Source organism: Modestobacter sp. VKM Ac-2983 (genome assembly GCF_026967885.1).
Taxonomy (GTDB): Bacteria; Actinomycetota; Actinomycetes; order Mycobacteriales; family Geodermatophilaceae; genus Modestobacter.
On record NZ_JAPVBK010000005.1, the window covers coordinates 102,222 to 120,226 of the forward strand.

At 73.8% G+C, this 18,005-nt stretch carries 17 protein-coding genes; 13 read left to right on the forward strand and 4 right to left on the reverse strand.

Annotated features, from left to right (window positions below; genetic code table 11):
- Window positions 1-148: 148 nt before the first annotated feature.
- Together dnaE and O2W18_RS19240 are read left to right on the forward strand one after the other, a co-directional pair.
- Window positions 149-3,703, forward strand: coding sequence for a DNA polymerase III subunit alpha (gene dnaE, locus O2W18_RS19235; RefSeq protein ID WP_269189044.1), 3,555 nt, complete (start codon window positions 149-151; stop codon window positions 3,701-3,703).
- A gap of 109 nt (window positions 3,704-3,812) precedes the next feature.
- Entirely contained in the window at window positions 3,813-4,529 is a 717-nt protein-coding gene (locus O2W18_RS19240) for a DUF2567 domain-containing protein (protein WP_269189045.1), read from the forward strand.
- 61 nt (window positions 4,530-4,590) lie between these two features.
- On the opposite strand, the gene O2W18_RS19245 is transcribed toward O2W18_RS19240, so the two are convergent.
- Window positions 4,591-5,514, reverse strand: coding sequence for an LON peptidase substrate-binding domain-containing protein (locus tag O2W18_RS19245; protein ID WP_269189046.1), 924 nt, complete (start codon window positions 5,512-5,514; stop codon window positions 4,591-4,593).
- 81 nt (window positions 5,515-5,595) lie between these two features.
- Here O2W18_RS19245 and hisD point away from each other — a divergent pair, with 81 nt between their 5' ends.
- Genes hisD through hisH form a run of 5 tightly spaced genes read left to right on the forward strand, consistent with a single transcriptional unit; the run spans window position 5,596 to window position 9,496 of the window.
- Window positions 5,596-6,912: a histidinol dehydrogenase gene (hisD, locus tag O2W18_RS19250; protein WP_269189047.1), complete on the forward strand. Its 1,317-nt coding sequence runs from the start codon at window positions 5,596-5,598 to the stop codon at window positions 6,910-6,912.
- Window positions 6,913-6,917: 5 nt separating this feature from the next.
- Entirely contained in the window at window positions 6,918-8,030 is a 1,113-nt protein-coding gene (locus tag O2W18_RS19255) for a histidinol-phosphate transaminase (protein WP_269189231.1), read from the forward strand.
- Window positions 8,027-8,623 (forward strand): imidazoleglycerol-phosphate dehydratase HisB, encoded by a 597-nt coding sequence (gene hisB, locus O2W18_RS19260; RefSeq protein ID WP_269189048.1) that lies wholly within the window; start codon window positions 8,027-8,029, stop codon window positions 8,621-8,623. Before O2W18_RS19255 ends, hisB begins: the two co-directional genes overlap by 4 nt.
- A 4-nt stretch (window positions 8,624-8,627) precedes the next feature.
- On the forward strand, window positions 8,628-8,804 hold the full coding sequence (locus tag O2W18_RS19265) for a hypothetical protein (RefSeq protein ID WP_269189049.1): 177 nt from the start codon (window positions 8,628-8,630) through the stop codon (window positions 8,802-8,804).
- Between the two features lie 44 nt (window positions 8,805-8,848).
- Entirely contained in the window at window positions 8,849-9,496 is a 648-nt protein-coding gene (gene hisH / locus O2W18_RS19270) for an imidazole glycerol phosphate synthase subunit HisH (RefSeq protein WP_269189050.1), read from the forward strand.
- A gap of 123 nt (window positions 9,497-9,619) precedes the next feature.
- On the opposite strand, the gene O2W18_RS19275 is transcribed toward hisH, so the two are convergent.
- Window positions 9,620-10,387, reverse strand: a complete 768-nt coding sequence (locus tag O2W18_RS19275) for an SDR family NAD(P)-dependent oxidoreductase (protein ID WP_269171706.1) — start codon at window positions 10,385-10,387, stop codon at window positions 9,620-9,622.
- 16 nt (window positions 10,388-10,403) lie between these two features.
- Complete coding sequence (locus tag O2W18_RS19280) at window positions 10,404-11,003, reverse strand: nitroreductase family protein (RefSeq protein ID WP_269189051.1); 600 nt, start codon at window positions 11,001-11,003, stop codon at window positions 10,404-10,406.
- Between the two features lie 127 nt (window positions 11,004-11,130).
- Between O2W18_RS19280 and O2W18_RS19285 the strand changes: the two genes are divergently transcribed.
- From O2W18_RS19285 to hisF, 4 genes are all read left to right on the forward strand, one after another.
- Window positions 11,131-11,550: a phage holin family protein gene (locus O2W18_RS19285; RefSeq protein ID WP_269189052.1), complete on the forward strand. Its 420-nt coding sequence runs from the start codon at window positions 11,131-11,133 to the stop codon at window positions 11,548-11,550.
- 66 nt (window positions 11,551-11,616) lie between these two features.
- Entirely contained in the window at window positions 11,617-12,348 is a 732-nt protein-coding gene (priA, locus tag O2W18_RS19290; RefSeq protein ID WP_269189053.1) for a bifunctional 1-(5-phosphoribosyl)-5-((5-phosphoribosylamino)methylideneamino)imidazole-4-carboxamide isomerase/phosphoribosylanthranilate isomerase PriA, read from the forward strand.
- Complete coding sequence (locus O2W18_RS19295) at window positions 12,345-12,734, forward strand: RidA family protein (RefSeq protein ID WP_269189054.1); 390 nt, start codon at window positions 12,345-12,347, stop codon at window positions 12,732-12,734. Before priA ends, O2W18_RS19295 begins: the two co-directional genes overlap by 4 nt.
- On the forward strand, window positions 12,731-13,525 hold the full coding sequence (gene hisF / locus O2W18_RS19300; RefSeq protein ID WP_269189055.1) for an imidazole glycerol phosphate synthase subunit HisF: 795 nt from the start codon (window positions 12,731-12,733) through the stop codon (window positions 13,523-13,525). The genes O2W18_RS19295 and hisF overlap by 4 nt, the downstream gene beginning before the upstream one ends.
- A gap of 16 nt (window positions 13,526-13,541) precedes the next feature.
- Here hisF and O2W18_RS19305 read toward each other — a convergent pair whose 3' ends face one another.
- Entirely contained in the window at window positions 13,542-14,171 is a 630-nt protein-coding gene (locus O2W18_RS19305) for a TIGR03085 family metal-binding protein (RefSeq protein ID WP_269171711.1), read from the reverse strand.
- Window positions 14,172-14,394: 223 nt separating this feature from the next.
- Here O2W18_RS19305 and O2W18_RS19310 point away from each other — a divergent pair, with 223 nt between their 5' ends.
- Window positions 14,395-16,143, forward strand: a complete 1,749-nt coding sequence (locus O2W18_RS19310) for an ABC transporter ATP-binding protein (RefSeq protein WP_269189056.1) — start codon at window positions 14,395-14,397, stop codon at window positions 16,141-16,143.
- Entirely contained in the window at window positions 16,140-17,948 is a 1,809-nt protein-coding gene (locus O2W18_RS19315; protein WP_269189057.1) for an ABC transporter ATP-binding protein, read from the forward strand. The genes O2W18_RS19310 and O2W18_RS19315 overlap by 4 nt, the downstream gene beginning before the upstream one ends.
- Window positions 17,949-18,005: the final 57 nt, after the last annotated feature.

Here is an 18,005-nt window from a genome sequence, read left to right on the forward strand (position 1 = left end):
CGGAAGTGCGAGGATCGGTGGACCGACACCCCCGCACGGCAGCACCCCTGAACGGCCTTCCCCGCCGGTCACCCCAGAAAGACCCGCCGCCCCTGTCCACCGCTGGTGGCCAGGCGGTGAGCACGACCCGTGAGGAGCACCACGCACCGTGAGCAGCCCGTCCGCAGAGAACTTCGTGCACCTGCACGTGCACACCGAGTACTCGATGCTCGACGGGGCGGCCAAGCTCGGTGAGGTCACGAAGGCCGCGGCCGACGAGGGCATGCCGGCGCTGGCGATGACCGACCACGGCAACGTCTTCGGCGCCTACGACTTCTACAAGACCGCCAAGGCCGCCGGCGTGAAGCCGATCATCGGCATGGAGGGCTACTACACGCCCGGCTCCCGGTTCGACCGCGCCCCGTTCGACTTCGGCGACAAGCTGATCGACGAGGAGGGTGACGGCGGGAACAACCGCGGCAAGGCCGCCTACACGCACATGACCCTGCTGGCCCGCACGACGGAGGGGATGCACAACCTCTTCCGGATCTCCTCGCTGGCCAGCCTGGAGGGGCAGTACCGCAAGCCGCGCTTCGACCGCGACCTGCTGGAGCGGTACGGGAAGGGCCTGATCGCCACGACCGGGTGTCCCTCCGGCGAGGTCAACATGTGGCTGCGGGCCGGCAAGGTGGACAAGGCCCGGCAGGCGGCGGCGGACTTCCAGGACATCTTCGGCAAGGAGAACTTCTACGCCGAGATCATGGACCACGGGCTGTCCATCGAGAAGAAGACCAAGCCGGCCCTGCTGGAGATCGCCAAGGAGCTCGGCATCCCGCTGCTGGGCACCAACGACCTGCACTACACCCACCGTGAGGACGCCCAGGCGCACGACGCCCTGCTGTGCATCCAGACCGGCTCCCGGCTCAACGAGCCCAACCGCTTCAAGTTCAACGGCGACGGCTACTACCTGAAGTCCGCGGCGGAGATGCGCGCGCTGTTCCGCGAGCACCCCGAGGCCTGCGACAACACCCTGCTGATCGCCGAGCAGTGCGAGGTGCAGTTCACCGAGGGCGCCGACCTGATGCCCCGGTTCCCGCTGCCCGAGGGTGAGGACGAGACCTCCTGGTTCATCAAGGAGGTCGAGGTCGGGCTGCACAAGCGCTACCCGGCCGGCATCCCCGACCACGTCCGCAAGCAGGCCGACTACGAGGTCGGGATCATCACCCAGATGGGCTTCCCGGGGTACTTCCTCGTGGTCGCCGACTTCATCAACTGGGCCAAGGACAACGGCATCCGGGTCGGCCCGGGCCGCGGCTCGGCCGCCGGCTCGATGGCCGCCTTCGCGATGGGCATCACCGATCTCGACCCGCTGCAGCACGGGCTGATCTTCGAGCGGTTCCTCAACCCCGAGCGCGTCTCCATGCCCGACGTCGACATCGACTTCGACGACCGCCGCCGAGGCGAGGTGATCCGCTACGTCTCGGAGAAGTACGGCGAGGAGCGGGTCAGCCAGATCGTCACCTACGGCACGATCAAGGCCAAGGCCGCGATCAAGGACGCCGCCCGGGTGCTCGACCGGCCGTACTCGGTGGGCGACGAGCTGACCAAGCTGATGCCCCCCGGCGTCATGGGCAAGGACATCCCGCTGTCGGGCATCTTCGACCCCAAGCACGAGCGCTACAAGGAGGCCGGGGAGTTCCGGGCCCGCTACGAGTCCGACCCGGGCGCGGCCGAGGTCGTCGACCAGGCCCGCAAGCTCGAGGGGCTGAAGCGGCAGTGGGGCGTGCACGCCGCCGGCGTCATCATCGGCCGGTACCCGCTGATCGACAGCGTGCCGATCATGCGCCGCGAGGCCGACGGCGCGGTGATCACGCAGTTCGACTACCCGACCTGCGAGACCCTCGGCCTGCTGAAGATGGACTTCCTGGGCCTGCGCAACCTGACCGTCATCGACGACGCGCTGCGCAACATCGTCATCAACGGCAAGGACCCGGTCGACCTCGACGAGATCAGCAAGGACCTCACCGACAAGAAGACCTACGAGCTGCTCGGTCGCGGTGACACCCTCGGTGTCTTCCAGTTCGACGGTGGCCCGATGCGGTCGCTGCTGCGGCTGATGCGACCGGACAACTTCGAGGACATCTCCGCCGTCGGCGCGCTCTACCGGCCCGGCCCGATGGGTGCGAACTCGCACACCAACTACGCGCTGCGCAAGAACGGCCAGCAGGAGATCACCCCGATCCACCCGGAGCTGGCCGAGCCGCTGCAGGAGATCCTCGGCCAGACCTACGGCCTGATCGTGTACCAGGAGCAGGTCATGGCGATCGCGCAGAAGGTCGCCGGGTACTCCCTCGGCAAGGCCGACCTGCTGCGCCGCGCGATGGGCAAGAAGAAGAAGTCGGTGCTGGACGCCGAGTACGTCGGCTTCGAGGCCGGGATGAAGGCCAACGGCTACTCCGCCGCGGCGGTCAAGACGCTCTGGGACATCCTGGTCCCGTTCGCCGACTACGCGTTCAACAAGGCGCACTCGGCCGCCTACGGGCTGGTCTCCTACTGGACCGCCTACCTCAAGGCCAACTACCCCGCCGAGTACATGGCCGGGCTGCTCACCAGCGTCGGCGACGACAAGGACCGCCGGCCGGTGTACCTCGCCGAGTGCCGCCGGATGGGCATCAAGGTGCTCCCGCCGGACGTCAACGAGTCCTCCTGGGACTTCACCGCCGTCGGCACCGACATCCGCTTCGGCATGGCGTCGGTGCGCAACGTCGGGCACAACGTCGTCGACTCCGTCGTGCGGGCGCGCGAGGAGAAGGGCGCGTTCAAGGACTTCGCCGACTTCATGCGCAAGATCGACACGGTGGCCTGCAACAAGAAGGTCATCGAGTCCCTGGCCAAGGCCGGCGCCTTCGACTCGATGGGCCACTCCCGGCAGGGCATCGCCGCGATCCACGCCAACGCGGTGGACCAGGCGATGGGGGTCAAGCGCAAGGAGGCCGAGGGCCAGTTCGACCTGTTCGGCAGCTTCGGGGAGACCGCCGAGGACCCGTTCGGCTCGTCGCTGGACATCGCGATCCCCACCGCCGACTGGTCGAAGTCGGAGAAGCTGGTGTTCGAGCGGGACATGCTCGGCCTCTACGTCTCCGACCACCCGCTGCACGGGGTGGAGCACGTGCTCACCTCGCACGCCGACACCGCGCTGGCCGAGATCATCTCCGGCGGGGTGGAGGACGGCGCGAACGTCACGATCGCCGGCATCCTCACCGCGGTCGGGCCACGCACCAACAAGCAGGGTGCGCCGTGGGCGATCGCCACGATCGAGGACCTCGAGGCCGGCCTGGAGGTGCTGTTCTTCCCCAAGACCTGGGCGCAGGTCCAGGACAAGGTGGTCCGCGACCAGATCGTGGTGGTCAAGGGCCGGATCAGCCGCCGGGACGACACGCCCTCGCTGTTCGCCTCCGAGGTGTACGTCCCCGAGGTCACCGACGGGCCCCGCGGGCCGGTGCTGGTCTCGATGCCGGCGGCCCGCTGTACGCCGCCGGTGGTGGAGCGGCTCCGCGAGGTGCTCGGCAGCCACCCGGGCACCACCGAGGTCCAGCTCAAGCTGCTCAACGGTGGCCGCGAGACGGTGCTGCGCCTGGACCAGGGGCTGCGGGTCCAGCCCAGCACCGCGCTGATGGGCGACATCAAGGCGCTCCTGGGCCCCACCAGCGTCGCCCTCCTGTGACGGAGGCCCCCTTGGCTCCCCCCGCCCGCACCCGGGGCGGTGGGCCCTCGGAGGGGCCGCTGGGTCAGCCAGAGTCGAGGCACACAGCCGGGCCAGCGACACTGGACCGGTGACCGATCCCCGTACCGCCGGGCCGGCGCCGGGTGCACCGGCCGGTCCCGGCGCTCCGCTGGCGTCCCGGCCCGCGTCACCGCCCCCCGGCTGGGTGCCCCGGCACCCGGCGACCCGGGCCGGGTGGGGGCCCGGCCTGCGGGGCAGCCGCGAGGACGTGCGGGCCGGGGTGATCACCGTGCTGGCGTTGACGGTCACCGGCCTGGGGGCCGGCGCACTGTGGGCCTGGCTGGCCCCGCGGGCCGACTACCGGGTCACCGAGACCCAGGTCGTGCCGGTGGTCGGGGTGCCGAGCGCCGAGGTCCTCTTCGCCGACGACGGCGTGTACGTCCTGGTGCTGGCCGGGCTGGGGGTGGTGGCCGGCGTCCTGGTGTGGCTGATGCGTCGCCGCCGCGGTGTGCCTGCGCTGGTCGGGCTGGCCGGCGGGATGGTCGGTGCCGGGGTCGTCGCCTGGCAGGTGGGAGAGCTGCTGGGGGCCGGGCCCACCGAGGGGGAGCTCGCCGAGGTGGGGCGGACGATCACCACCGGCGTGGACCTGGCCGCGACCGCGGCGCTGGCCATCGGGCCCTTCGCCGCCGTGCTCACCTACCTGGTGGCGACGGCGCTCACCCCCGACGACGACCTCGGCCGGCCCGACGACGCCCCGCCAGCCGAGCAACGGCCGCCGCACCTCCCGCTCCCGCCGGTGCCACCATCGGTTCCCCGGCGCCGGTAGGCCCCCGTGCAGGGTCCCGCCGCGAGCTGGCGAGCGGTGGGGGGCAAGGGGGTTCCTTCAGTCAGTTCGGGGTCATCGGGGTGGCGAACTGGCGCAGCGGCACCGGCACCGCGCCGAGGGTCCGCAGCAGGGTCAGCTCCCGGCGCAGCATCCGTGACTCCATGGCCAGCCGGCGGCGGGTCGCGGACTCGGCCAGCAGCGTCTGCCGGTCCTCGGTGGTCAGCAGGGCCACCGAGGCCACCAGGTAGGACAGGCCGCGGGCGTCGTCGCTGACCTCGCGCAGCAGGGCCGCGGTGTCGGCGATCCCGGCCGGGGCGGCGTCGTCCTCGGGCACCAGGTCCTCCGACGTCAGTGCCTCCAGCACCTCGTCCGGCAGCCCGTCGCCGCCGCCCTGGCGGACGGCGACGTCGGCCACGTAGCGGGCGAAGAGGTCGCGGACGTTCCCGGCCAGCAGCTCCAGCGACCCGCGGGCCACCTCGGTCACGACCTCGTCGGCCCCGTGTCCGGGCGTGACGTCCACGCCGACCAGCCCCTCGGCGTCCCCGGCGGCCTCCTCGGCGGCCTCCTCCTCGTGCAGCCACTCGACGACCGCCCGCAGGTACGTCGGCGCCGCGCCGGCCTCGCCGCCGTGCTCGGCCACCCCGGCCGGCGGCAGGACGTCGAGCAGCCGGAACCGCTCACCACCGACGGTCACCACCTGGTACCCGCCGTCGGACTGCGGGGCGACCACCCGCAGCACCGCGGTGCAGCCGACGTCGAACAGCGCCTCGGCGGGTGCGACGCGCTCCACCTCCCAGCCCTGGCGGATCGCCACCACGCCGAACCGGCGCGGTGAGCCCTCGGGCAGGGCGGAGAGGTCGGCGACGAGCTGGCGGTACCGGGGCTCGAACACGTTCAGCGGCAGGACGACACCGGGGAACAGCGGGGTCTCCAAGGGGAACAGCGGGATGACCTCGCGGTCTCCGGTTCCCTCCTCCTCGCGCACGCCGGGAGCCTACGGGCAGCGGGGCGGGTGCACCCGCCGTCTACCGTGGGGTGTTCGCCCCGTTCTACCCGGAGGTGCTCCGTGCTGTCCCGCATCGACCTGCGTGGTCCTGCTCTGCCCGGGCCGCGTGAGCTCGCCCAGCTGCTGCCGCGTGCCGGCGTCGACATCGACTCGGTGCTCGACGTCGTCCGGCCGATCTGCGAGGACGTGCGGCTGCGCGGCGCCGCGGCGGTGCGGGAGGTCACCGCGCGGCTGGACGGCGTGGACGTCCCGGACATGGCGGTGCCGCAGGCCGCGCTGGACGAGGCGCTGGCCACCGTGGACCCCGCGGTGCGCGCCGCGCTGGAGGAGTCGATCCGCCGGGTGCGGATCGTGCACTCCGACCAGCGCCGCACCGACGTCACCACCGACGTGGTGCGCGGCGGCACCGTCACCGAGCGCTGGGTGCCGGTGCGCCGGGTCGGCCTGTACGTCCCCGGCGGGCTGGCGCCGCTGCTGAGCTCGGTGGTCATGAACGTCGTCCCGGCGCAGCTGGCCGGGGTGACCTCGATCGCGGTCGCCAGCCCGCCGCAGCGGGACAACGGCGGCCTGCCCGACCCCGGGGTGCTGGCGGCCTGCGCTCTGCTGGGCGTCACCGAGGTGTACGCGGTCGGTGGGGCCCAGGCGATCGCCGTCTTCGGCTACGGCGCCGGCTCCTGCGCACCGGTCGACCTGGTCACCGGGCCGGGCAACGTCTACACCACCGCGGCCAAGCGGCTGCTGCGCGGCCTGATCGGCATCGACTCCGAGGCCGGCCCGACCGAGGTCGCCGTCCTGGCCGACGACACCGCCGACCCCGTGCACGTCGCCGCCGACCTGATCAGCCAGGCCGAGCACGACCCGCTGGCCGGTGCGGTGCTGGTCACCACCAGCGAGGAGCTCGCCGACGCCGTCCTGGAGCTGGTACCCGGTCAGGTGGCCGCCACCAAGCACAGCGACCGGATCACCACCGCGCTCGGTGGCACCCAGTCGGGGATCGTGCTGGTCGACGACCTGGACGCCGGGCTGGCCGTGGTCGACGCCTACGCCGCCGAGCACCTGGAGATCCAGACCCGGGACGCCCGCGCGGTGGCGATGCGGGTGCGCAACGCCGGCGCGGTCTTCGTCGGGCCGTGGGCGCCGGTCTCCCTCGGCGACTACGCGGCCGGCTCCAACCACGTGCTGCCCACCGGCGGCTGCGCCCGGCACTCCAGCGGGCTCAGCGTCCAGACGTTCCTCCGTGGCATCCACGTGGTCGAGTACGACGAGCAGGCCCTCGCCGAGGTCGCCGGGCACATCGACGCCCTGGCGAACGCCGAGGACCTGCCTGCGCACGCCGCCGCGGTGCGGGCCCGGCAGCAGTCGCCGTCCCGGTCGTGACGGCGATGGAGGCGCTCCCGCTACGGCCGGAGCTGCGTGGCCGGTCGCCGTACGGCGCGCCGCAGCCACCGGCCGAGCACCGGCTCAACACCAACGAGAACCCGCACCCGCTGCCCCCGGCGCTGCTGGCCGACCTGCAGGTGGCCCTGGCCGAGGCGGCCACCGGGCTCAACCGCTACCCCGACCGGGACGCCACGGCGCTGCGGGCCGACCTGGCCGCCTACCTGACCCGGACCAGCGGCGAGCAGGTCGACCCGGCGCAGGTGTGGGCGGCCAACGGCTCCAACGAGGTGCTGCAGCAGGTGCTGCAGACCTTCGGCGGCGCCGGCCGGACGGCGCTGGGCTTCACCCCGTCCTACTCGATGCACCCGATCCTCAGCGCGGGCACCGGCACCGCGTGGGTCGACGGTCACCGCCGCGCCGACTTCACCATCGACCCGGCCGCCGCCGCCGTCCAGGTGCGCGAGGTGCGGCCGGACGTCGTCTTCGTGACCAGCCCGAACAACCCGACCGGCACCGCGGTCGAGCTGGACACCATCGCCGCGCTCTACGAGGTCACCGACGGCGTCCTGGTCGTGGACGAGGCCTACACCGAGTTCGCCCGCACCGGCACGGTCTCGGCGCTCTCGCTGCTGCCCGGCCGGCCACGGCTGATCGTCAGCCGCACGATGAGCAAGGCGTTCGGCATGGCAGGGCTGCGGCTGGGCTACCTGGCCGCCGACCCGACCGTGGTCGACGCGCTGCAGCTCGTCCGGCTGCCGTACCACCTCAGCTCGCTGACCCAGGCCGCGGCGCGGGCCGCGCTGGCGCACACCGAGCAGCTGCTGGCCACGGTCACCCTGGTCAAGGCCGAGCGCGACCGGATCGTCGCTGCGCTGCCGGGCATGGGGCTGACCAGCGTGCCCAGCGACGCCAACTTCGTGCTGTTCGGGCACTTCGCCGACTCCGCCGCAGCCTGGCAGGCGCTGCTGGACCGGGGGGTGCTCGTGCGCGACGTCGGCCTGCCCGGCTGGCTGCGGGTCACCGCCGGCACCACCGAGGAGACCGATGCGTTCCTCACCGCCCTGGGTGAGGTCGCACCGGTGCACCGCAGCTCTCTGGGAGGATCGACGGCATGAACCGCACTGCACGCGTCGAGCGCACGACCAACGAGACCAAGCTCGTGGTCGAGCTCGACCTCGACGGGACGGGTGTGGCCGACGTCGCCACCGGGGTCGGCTTCTACGACCACATGCTCACCGCGCTGTCCAAGCACAGCGGGATCGACCTGACCGTGCACGCCGACGGCGACCTGCACATCGACGCCCACCACACGGTCGAGGACGTCGCCATCGCACTGGGCCAGGCGTTCGCCGAGGCGCTGGGCGACAAGCGCGGCATCACCCGCTACGGCGATGCCACCATCCCGATGGACGAGGTGCTGGTGCAGGCCGCCGTCGACCTCTCCGGCCGGCCGTACTTCGTGCACGCCGAACCCGAGAACATGACGCCGATGATCGGGCCCGACTACCCGACGAGCCTCACCAAGCACGTGCTGGAGTCCTTCGCGTTCAACGCGCGGATCAGCCTGCACGTGCGGGTGCTCTACGCCGGCCGGGACGCCCACCACATCGTCGAGGGTCAGTTCAAGGCCCTGGCCCGCGCGCTGCGCACCGCCGTCGCCCTGGACCCGCGGGTCACCGACGTGCCCTCGACCAAGGGCGCTCTGTGAGCTCGTGAACTTCGGCGTCGCGCTGATGGTCGTCGGGGGGTTCCTGCTCGGCGGCGCGTACAGCATCTTCCGGGCCGACTCCGACACCGACGGGCGCACCGGGGTGCAGGTGGCCTTCGCCGTCATCCTGCTGGTGGCCGCCCTGCTGGCGACGGCGGCGGGCATCCTCCGCCTCGTCTGACGTGGCCGGGAATGCCGGTGGGCCGCGAACGGCTGGTGGGTAGCGTGGCAGCTGTGAAGAAGGTCGTCGTCCTCGACTACGGGTCGGGCAACCTGCGTTCGGCCGAGCGGGCCCTGACCCGGGTCGGCGCCGACGTCACCGTGTCCGCCGACCCGGAGACCGCGCTGGAGGCCGACGGCCTCGTCGTCCCCGGGGTGGGCGCCTACGCCGCCTGCATGGACGGGCTGCGCGCCGTGGACGGGCCCAAGGTCATCGGCCGGCGGCTGGCCGGCGGGCGTCCGGTGCTCGGCATCTGTGTCGGCATGCAGATCCTGTTCGAGCGCGGCGTCGAGCACGGCCAGGACACCGAGGGCTGCGGGGAGTGGCCCGGCGTCGTCGAGGAGCTGCACGCGCCGGTGCTGCCGCACATGGGCTGGAACACCGTCTCCTCCCCGGAGGGCTCGACGCTGTTCGCCGGCCTCGAGGGGCAGCGCTTCTACTTCGTGCACTCCTACGGGGTGCGCGAGTTCCCGCTGGCCGTGCCCGGCGTCACCGGTCGGCTGACCCCGCCGGCGGTCACCTGGGCCGAGCACGGCGACCGGTTCGTCGCCGGGGTGGAGAACGGGCCGCTGTCGGCGACCCAGTTCCACCCGGAGAAGAGCGGCGACGCCGGCGCCCAGCTGCTCACCAACTGGCTCGGCACCCTCGACTGAGCCGGGGCCGAGCCGTGTTCTGACGCGGCTCGACCCCCGGCGGGCCGGGTTGACCCGGGCAGGTGCCGCCCCAGCCGAGAGCGCGGGGCCGGGCCGGGCCGGCTTCGGCGGACGGCGACGTGCTCAGCTGCGCAGGTAGCTCGCGCCGTTGACGTCGATGATCGTGCCGGTGGAGAAGCGGGCTCCCGGCGAGGCCAGCCACAACACCGCCGAGGCGACCTCCTCCGGGTGGGCGACCCGGCCGTAGGGGGACTGTGCCCGGACGGCGTCCCCGCCGGGACCGTCGAGCACCTCGCGGGCCATCTCCGTCTGCACGAACCCCGGCGCCACGGTGCCCACCGAGATGCCGTGCGGGGCCAGCGCCAGGGCCATCGACTGGCCGAAGGCGTTCAGCCCGGCCTTGGACGCGCCGTACGCGGGGTTGGCCGGCTCGCCGCGGAAGGCGCCCCGGCTGGAGACGTTGACCACGGCGCCGCCACCCGCGGCGATCAGGTGCGGCAGCGCGCGGAACGTCGCGTTGGCCGGGCCGACCAGGTTGACCGCCAGGGTGTGCTGCCAGGCCGCCTGCCACTCGTCGTACCCGGTCTCCAGCGGCGGGTGGGCGGTGAAGACGCCGGCGTTGTTGACCAGCACGTGCAGCCCGCCCAGCGCCGCGGCGGCCTCGTCGACCATCCGCCCGACGGCGTCGGGGTCGGTGAGGTCGGCCTGCACCAGCACGTGGCCGGTGCCGGGCAGCTCGGCCAGTACCTGCTCGGCGCGCTCACGGGAGCCGCCCCAGTGCACCGCCACCCGGTCGCCCTGACCGGCGAACGCCAGGGCGATCGCACGGCCGATGCCGCGGGAGGCGCCGGTCACCAGGACGGCGCGGGAACTCGGGGTCTGCGTGGCCACGCAGGGAGTCAACCAGTCACCAGCTGCCCCGGTGCACGACCTCGTCCAGGCCCCGCCGGCCGCGCTTGAGCGATGGGGACCGCTTGTCCTCGGTGCCCGGATAGCCCACCGAGACGCAGCCGATCGGGGTGTAGGCGGCCGGCACCCCGAAGGCCGCACGGAACGCGTCGACGCGCTCGGCCGGGACGCCGAAGAAGCAGGCGCCCAGCCCCTCGTCGACTGCGGTGAGCAGCATCAGCAGCGAGGCCATGCCGGTGTCGACGTCCCAGTAGGGCACCGGCCAGCGGGCCTCGTCCCGGTCGGTCCAGCCCTTGTCGGACTCCGCGTAGCGCTCCAGGTAGGCGGCCTTGTGCGACAGCGGCACCACCAGCAGCGGTGCCCGGCGCATCCGGGTCAGCCAGCCGTCGGGCGCACCCGGGCCGGTGGTCGCCGTCCAGAAGCGCTCCCGCTCCGCCGGCGTCTCCAGCGCCAGGAACGCCCAGCCCTGGCTGAACCCGGCCGAGGGCGCCCGGATCGCGTGCTCGAGCAGCCGGTCCCGCACCTCCGGCGGCACCGGCCGGTCGGGGTCGTAGTCCCGCACCATGCGGCGGCGGCGGACGACGTCAGCGAACTCCACGGCACGACTCCATGCACGGCACCCTGCCGCACACCCCCGACAGGTTGTCGGTGCCCCGGCCGGGTAGGAGCGCACCGCGGCCGCCGGGGACCTCCCGGCCGTCGCCACCGACGACCGAGGGGCAGCGATGACGACGAGCGGACGGGGGGCGCCGACCGGCGGCCTCGTGCAGAGCCTCCAGGGGAACGCGGCCTCGCTGGTGCGCCTGGAGCTCGACCGGGTGCGGCAGGAGCTCACCGACAGCGCGCGCCGGGCCGGCCGTGCCTCGGCCCTGCTGGGCGGGGCCGGTCTGCTCGGCATGGTCACCGTGGGCACCTCGGTCGCCCTGGTGCTGCGGTCGCTGGACACCGTGCTGCCCCGCCCGGCCTCGGCTGCGCTGCTGAGCGGGGTCTGCGGAGCCGGCGCCGGGGTGCTCGCCGCGCTGGGCGTCGCCGAGCTGCGCCGGGCCAAGCCGTTCGTGTCGCAGGAGACGGTGCAGAGCCTCGAGGACGACGTGCGGGCGGCACGTCCCGGGGCGTCCGGGGGCACCGCGCCGCCGGCCGGCTGATCCCCCCGCCCCCGGCCACTGGGTGGGCCGGATCCGGCTGTCGGCGGGCTTCCCTAGGCTGTGCCCGTGCCGAAGCTCCAGCTGCTCCCCGCCGTCGACGTCGCCGACGGCCTCGCCGTCCGCCTGGTCCAGGGGGAGGCCGGCAGCGAGACCTCCTACGGCGACCCGCTCGAGGCGGCGATGGCCTGGCAGCGCGACGGCGCCGAGTGGGTCCACCTGGTCGACCTGGACGCCGCCTTCGGGCGCGGTTCCAACCGCGAGCTGCTGGCCCGCGTGGTCGGAGAGCTCGACGTCGACGTCGAGCTCTCCGGCGGCATCCGGGACGACGAGTCCCTGGCGGCCGCGCTGGCCACCGGCTGCCGCCGGGTGAACCTGGGCACCGCCGCGCTGGAGTCCCCGGAGTGGTGCGCGCGGGCGATCGCCGAGCACGGCGACCGGGTCGCCGTCGGCCTGGACGTCCGCGGCACCCGGCTGGCCGCCCGCGGCTGGACCAAGGAGGGCGGGGAGCTGTACGAGACCCTCGCCCGGCTGGACGCCGAGGGGTGCGCCCGCTACGTCGTCACCGACATCACCAAGGACGGCACGCTGCGCGGCCCGAACCTCGAGCTGCTCCGCGAGGTCTGCGCGGCCACCTCGCGCCCGGTCGTCGCCTCGGGGGGCGTCAGCTCGCTGGACGACATCCGCGCGCTGGCGGCCCTGACCGAGGTCGGCGTCGAGGGCGCGATCGTCGGCAAGGCGCTCTACGCCGGCCAGTTCACCCTGCCCGAGGCCCTGGCGCTGACGCAGGAGCTGGGGTGAGCGCCCGGCGGCTGGGCTCCGGCGCCCCGTGGGAGGACGCGGTCGGCTACAGCCGGGTCGTCGCCCACGGCGACAGCGCCTGGGTGAGCGGGACGACGGCGACGGTCGACGGAGTCGTCGCGCACCCCGGTGACGCAGGCGCCCAGACCCGGGTGGCGCTCACCGGCGTGCAGCGCGCCCTGGAGCAGGCCGGCTTCGGCCTCGGCGACGTCGTCCGCACCCGGATGTACGTCACCGACATCAGCCGCTGGGAGGAGGTCGGGCGGGTGCACGGAGAGTTCTTCCGCGACGTCCGGCCGGCCACCGCGATGGTGCAGGTGGCCGCCCTGATCGACCCGGCGATGCTGGTGGAGATCGAGGCAGACGCAGTCCGGGGTGCGGCGTGAGCCTGGCCGTCCGCGTGATCCCGTGCCTGGACGTCGACGCCGGCCGGGTGGTCAAGGGCGTCAACTTCGTCGACCTGGTCGACGCCGGTGACCCGGTGGAGATGGCCCGGGTCTACGACGCCGAGGGCGCCGACGAGCTGACCTTCCTGGACATCACCGCCAGCTCCGGTGACCGGGAGACGACCTACGACGTCGTCCGGCGCACGGCGGAGAGCGTGTTCATCCCGCTCACCGTCGGCGGCGGGGTGCGCAGCGTCGCCGACGTCGACCGGCTGCTGCGCAACGGCGCCGACAAGATCGCGGTGAACACCGCGGCGGTGACCCGACCGGAGCTGATCGCCGAGATCGCCGACCGGTTCGGCAACCAGGTGCTCGTGCTGTCCCTGGACGCACGCCGGGTGCGGGACGGCGTGCAGACCGACTCCGGCTTCGAGGTCACCACCCACGGTGGCCGGCGCGGCACCGGCCGGGACGCCGTCGAGTGGGTGGTGCAGGCCGCCCGGCTGGGGGTCGGCGAGGTGCTGCTCAACTCGATGGACGCCGACGGCACGCGCACCGGGTTCGACACCGACCTGATCGCCGCAGTGCGGCGCGAGGTCACCGTGCCGCTGATCGCCAGCGGGGGAGCGGGCGCGGTCGACCACTTCCCACCGGCGGTGGCGGCCGGCGCCGATGCGGTCCTGGCGGCCAGCGTCTTCCACTTCGGGCAGCTGCGGGTCGGCGACGTCAAGCAGGGGCTGGCGGCCGCCGGCGTGCAGGTCCGGCAGGAGATCGACCACCCGCTGCGCTGACCGGGTGTCCCCGGGTTCAGTCGACGGTGAGGTCCACGCAGGCGACCTCGCGGCGGCCGCTCACCCAGAGCAGCACCTCCAGCGGGGCACCGGTCACCGTGGTCGTCGGTTCTCCGTCGCGCAGCCGGCGCTCGCTGCCCGCCGAGCCGTCGGGCACGTCGCTGCGCTGCACCAGCAGGCCGGCCGTCGGCCGCGGTGCGGCCCCGCCGCGGGCCAGCAACGGCACGCTCTTCCAGAGCTGGTCCTGCACCTGACGCGGCAGGTCGCGCGGCGCCCAGCCGGGCTGGGCACGCCGGACGTCCTCGTGGTGGATGACCATCTCCGCGGTGTTGAGCAGCCGGTCCAGCACCGGCCAGGAGGTGGGCACCCAGGCCGGCGGCCCCGACCGGACGTCGGCGACCAGCCGGGCGAAGTCCTGCCGCTCCCGGGCCCGGCCGTGCACCCGGTCGGTCCACCGCGTGAACGGCCCACCCAGCACGAACCCGGGCATGGCGTCGGGGCGGCGATCGCGCACGACGAGGTGGGCGGCCATGTCCTGGGTGGCCCAGCCCTCGCAGCAGGTGGGCTGGTCGGGCCCCAGTTGCTCCAGCAGGTCGGCCAGCGCGGCCCGCTCCGACTGCGACACGGGCACGGCGGAGGTCGGCACGAGCCGAGGCTATATCCGTTCCGCCACCCGGGCCCGACCGGTGCGTGACCCACGCTGCGCTCGACGGACTGCCCGGCCCGTCGTGGGCTGCCGCCGATTCCGTTAGGGGGCCTAAGGAGTGCGCGTAGGCTGGCGACACCGACCGACCGATCTCTGGAGGACCCCTGTGCCGCGCCGCAGAGACGCCGTCGTCCGGCGCGGGCTCCGTCACGTACGCCGCGCCGTGCGCGAGCAACCGGGCATCTTCGCGCTGGCGTTCCTGGGCAGCAGCCTCTACGGCGGGATGACCGTCGCCAGCGCCTACGTCATCGGCGGGATCACCACCCGGGTGCTGCTGCCGGCCTTCGACGAGGGGGCCACCACCACGGCTGCGCTGACGCTGGCCGCCCTGGCGATCCTCGTCGTCGCCGTCCTGAAGATCATCGGCATCATCGGCCGGCGGCTGTTCGCCGGGATGATGGCCTACCGGCTGCAGGCCGACTACCGCCGCCGGGTCACCGGCCAGTACCTCCGGCTGCCGCTGTCCTGGCACCAGCGGCACCCCACCGGGCAGCTGCTGTCCAACGCCAACTCCGACGTCGAGTCGGCCTGGTTCTTCGTCCAGCCGCTGCCCTTCGCCTGCGGCGCGCTGGTCATGGTGGCCATCACCAGCGTCGCGCTGGTGCTCACCGACCCCCTGCTCGCGCTGGTCGGGCTGGTCGTCTTCCCCCTGGTGTTCGTGATGAACGCCGTCTACAGCCAGGTCATGTCGCCCCGGATGGCGCGCGCCCAGCAGCTGCGCGCCGAGGTCAGCGAGATCGCCCACGAGAGCTTCGACGCCGCACTCGTCGTCAAGACGCTGGGCCGGGAGACCACCGAGACCACCCGGTTCGCGGTGAAGGCCGACGAGCTGCGCGACGGGCTGATCTCCGTCGGCCGGGTCCGGGGCCTGTTCGACCCGTTGATGGAGGCGCTGCCGAACCTGGGCACCCTGGCGGTGCTGCTGATCGGGGCCCAGCGGGTGGCCGCCGGCGCCGCCGACGCCGGCGACCTGGTCTCCATCGCCTACCTGTTCACCCTGCTGGCGCTGCCGATCCGGGCCATCGGCTGGGTGCTGGCCGACCTGCCCCGGGCGATGGCCGGGTTCGACCGGGTGACCCCCGTGCTCGAGGCCACCGGGGAGATCCCGCACGGGCCCGACGCGGCGCCCGCCGGCGACCAGGGCGCCGTGCTCGAGCTGCAGGACGTCTCCTTCCGCTACGGCGGTGCCGCCCGCCCGACCCTGGACGGCGTCACCTTCGACGTCGCCGCCGGGCGCACGCTCGCCGTCGTCGGCCCGACCGGCGCCGGCAAGTCCACCCTCGCCGGGCTGCTCGTGCGGCTGACCGACCCGGACTCCGGGGCGGTGCTGCTCGACGGGGTCGACCTGCGCACCCTCCGCGAGGGCCAGGTCAGCGACCAGGTGGCGTTCGTCGCCCAGACGACCTTCCTGTTCGACGACACCGTCCGCGACAACGTGACCCTGGGCGGGCCGTACACCGACGAGCAGGTCCACGAGGCGCTGCGCATCGCCGCCGCCGACGACTTCATCGGCCGGCTCCCCGACGGCCTGGACACCCGGGTCGGCGAGCGCGGCGCCAGCCTCTCCGGCGGTCAGCGGCAGCGGCTGGCGCTGGCCCGCGCCATCGTCCGCCGTCCCCGGCTGCTGGTCCTGGACGACGCGACCAGTGCGGTCGACCCGTCGGTGGAGGCCCGGATCCTGGACGCGCTGCGCGCCGCCGACCGGCCGGCCACCGTCGTCGTGGTCGCCTACCGGCAGGCCACCATCGCGCTGGCCGACGAGGTGCTCTGGCTGGAGGCCGGCCGGCTCGTCGCCCGCGGCACGCACACCGAGCTGCTCGCCCAGGTGCCCGGCTACGCCCGCCTGGTGCACGCCTACCAGCCGCCCGAGCCCGGCCCGGCCGAGCGGGAGCCCGCGGGGGTGCCGGCGTGAGCGACCAGCCGCTGCTGGCCACCGACCACCGGTCGGAGAGCGCCACCGCGACACTGCGCCGGGGCCTGCGGATGATGCCGGAGTTCCGCCAGGGCCTGCCCGCCACCTTCACCCTGGCCCTGATCGCCACCGCCGGCCGGGTGGTCGTCCCGATCGCGGTGCAGCAGACCCTGGACCGTGGGCTCGGCGCGCCCGGCGGCCCGGACATCGACCTGGTCCGCGACCTGGTCGCGATCTGCGCGGTCGTCGTGCTGGTCACCAGCTTCGCCGTCTACCGGATGAACGTCCGGCTGTTCCGCACCACCGAGACGGCGCTGGCCGGGCTCCGGGTCCGGGCGTTCCGACACGTGCACGACCTGTCGGTGCTGCACCAGCAGGGCCAGCGGCGGGGCTCACTGGTCTCCCGGGTGACCAGTGACGTCGACCAGCTGTCGGTGTTCATGCAGTGGGGCGGCGTGCTCGGGTTGGTCAGCCTCGGCCAGCTCGTGGTGGCCACCGTCGTCATGGCGGTCTACTCCTGGCAACTGACCCTGCTGGTGCTGGTCTGCTTCATCCCGCTCGCCGTGGCGATCAAGTTCTTCGCCCGCCGCCTCGCCGAGGTCTACGGGGTCGTGCGCGAGCGGGTGGGCGACGTGCTGGCCGCCGTGGGGGAGTCCGTCATCGGGGCGCCGACGGTGCGGGCCTACGGCGTCCGCGCCCGGACGGCGGCCCGGCTCGACGGCGCCATCGACCGGCACTACCGCGCCTCGGTGCACGCGCAGAAGGTGACCGCCGGCGTCTACGTCAGCGGGGAGTTCATCGCCGCCGTCGCCAACGCCGCGGTCGTCGTGGTCGGCGTGCTCCTCGGCATCGCCGGGGACATCAGCGCCGGCACCCTGGTCGCCTTCCTCTTCCTGGTCACGCTGTTCGTCGCGCCGGTGCAGACCGCCAGCGAGGTGCTCAACGAGGCGCAGAACGCCGTCGCCGGGTTCCGCCGGGTCCTCGACGTGCTGGACACCGAGCCCGACGTCCAGGACCCCGCCGACGGTCGGCCGCTGCCCGACGGGCCGCTGGACGTCCGCTTCGACGCGGTCTCCTTCGCCTACGCCGCGGGGGCCGCCAAGGCGCTGGACGGCGTAGACCTGACCATCGCCGCCCGGACCCGCGTCGCCATCGTCGGGGAGACCGGCTCGGGCAAGACGACGTTCGCCAAGCTCGTCACCCGGCTGATGGACCCCACCGGGGGCCGGGTGCTGGTCGGTGGCGTGCCGCTGGACGAGGTGGCCTTCGCCTCGCTGCGCGAACGGGTGGTGATGGTGCCCCAGGACGGGTTCCTGTTCGACGCCTCGGTGGCCGACAACGTGCGCTACGGCCGGCCGGACCTGACCGACGCGGAGATCGTCGCCGCCTTCGACGAGCTCGGCCTGCGCGACTGGCTGGACGGGCTGCCCGACGGCGTGACCACCCCGGTGGGCCAGCGCGGGGAGTCGCTGTCGGCGGGGGAGCGGCAGCTGGTCGCGGTGGCCCGCGCCTACGTGGCCGACCCCGACCTGCTGGTGCTCGACGAGGCGACCAGCGCCGTGGACCCGGCCACCGAGATGCGGCTGACCCGGGCGCTGGACGCGCTCACCGACGGGCGCACCACGCTGACCATCGCGCACCGGCTCTCCACCGCGGAGCGGGCCGACGAGATCCTGGTCGTCGACGCCGGCCGGGTGGTCCAGCGCGGCACCCACGCCCAGCTCGTGGACGCCGACGGGCCCTACGCGCGGCTGCACGCCTCCTGGCGCCGCAGCTCCGGCCGGCAGCCCGAACCCGCCGCCTGACCTGCTGGTCGCGGGACCGGTGGGGCGGGTGGGCCGACGATCCCGACCGCCCGCCGC

Coding starts and splice junctions, on each gene's coding strand:
- O2W18_RS19255 (WP_269189231.1), top strand. CDS start 6,918: ATGGAGGCGCTCCCGCTACGGCCGGAGCTGCGTGGCCGGTCGCCGTAC.
- hisB (WP_269189048.1), top strand. CDS start 8,027: ATGAACCGCACTGCACGCGTCGAGCGCACGACCAACGAGACCAAGCTC.
- O2W18_RS19285 (WP_269189052.1), top strand. CDS start 11,131: ATGACGACGAGCGGACGGGGGGCGCCGACCGGCGGCCTCGTGCAGAGC.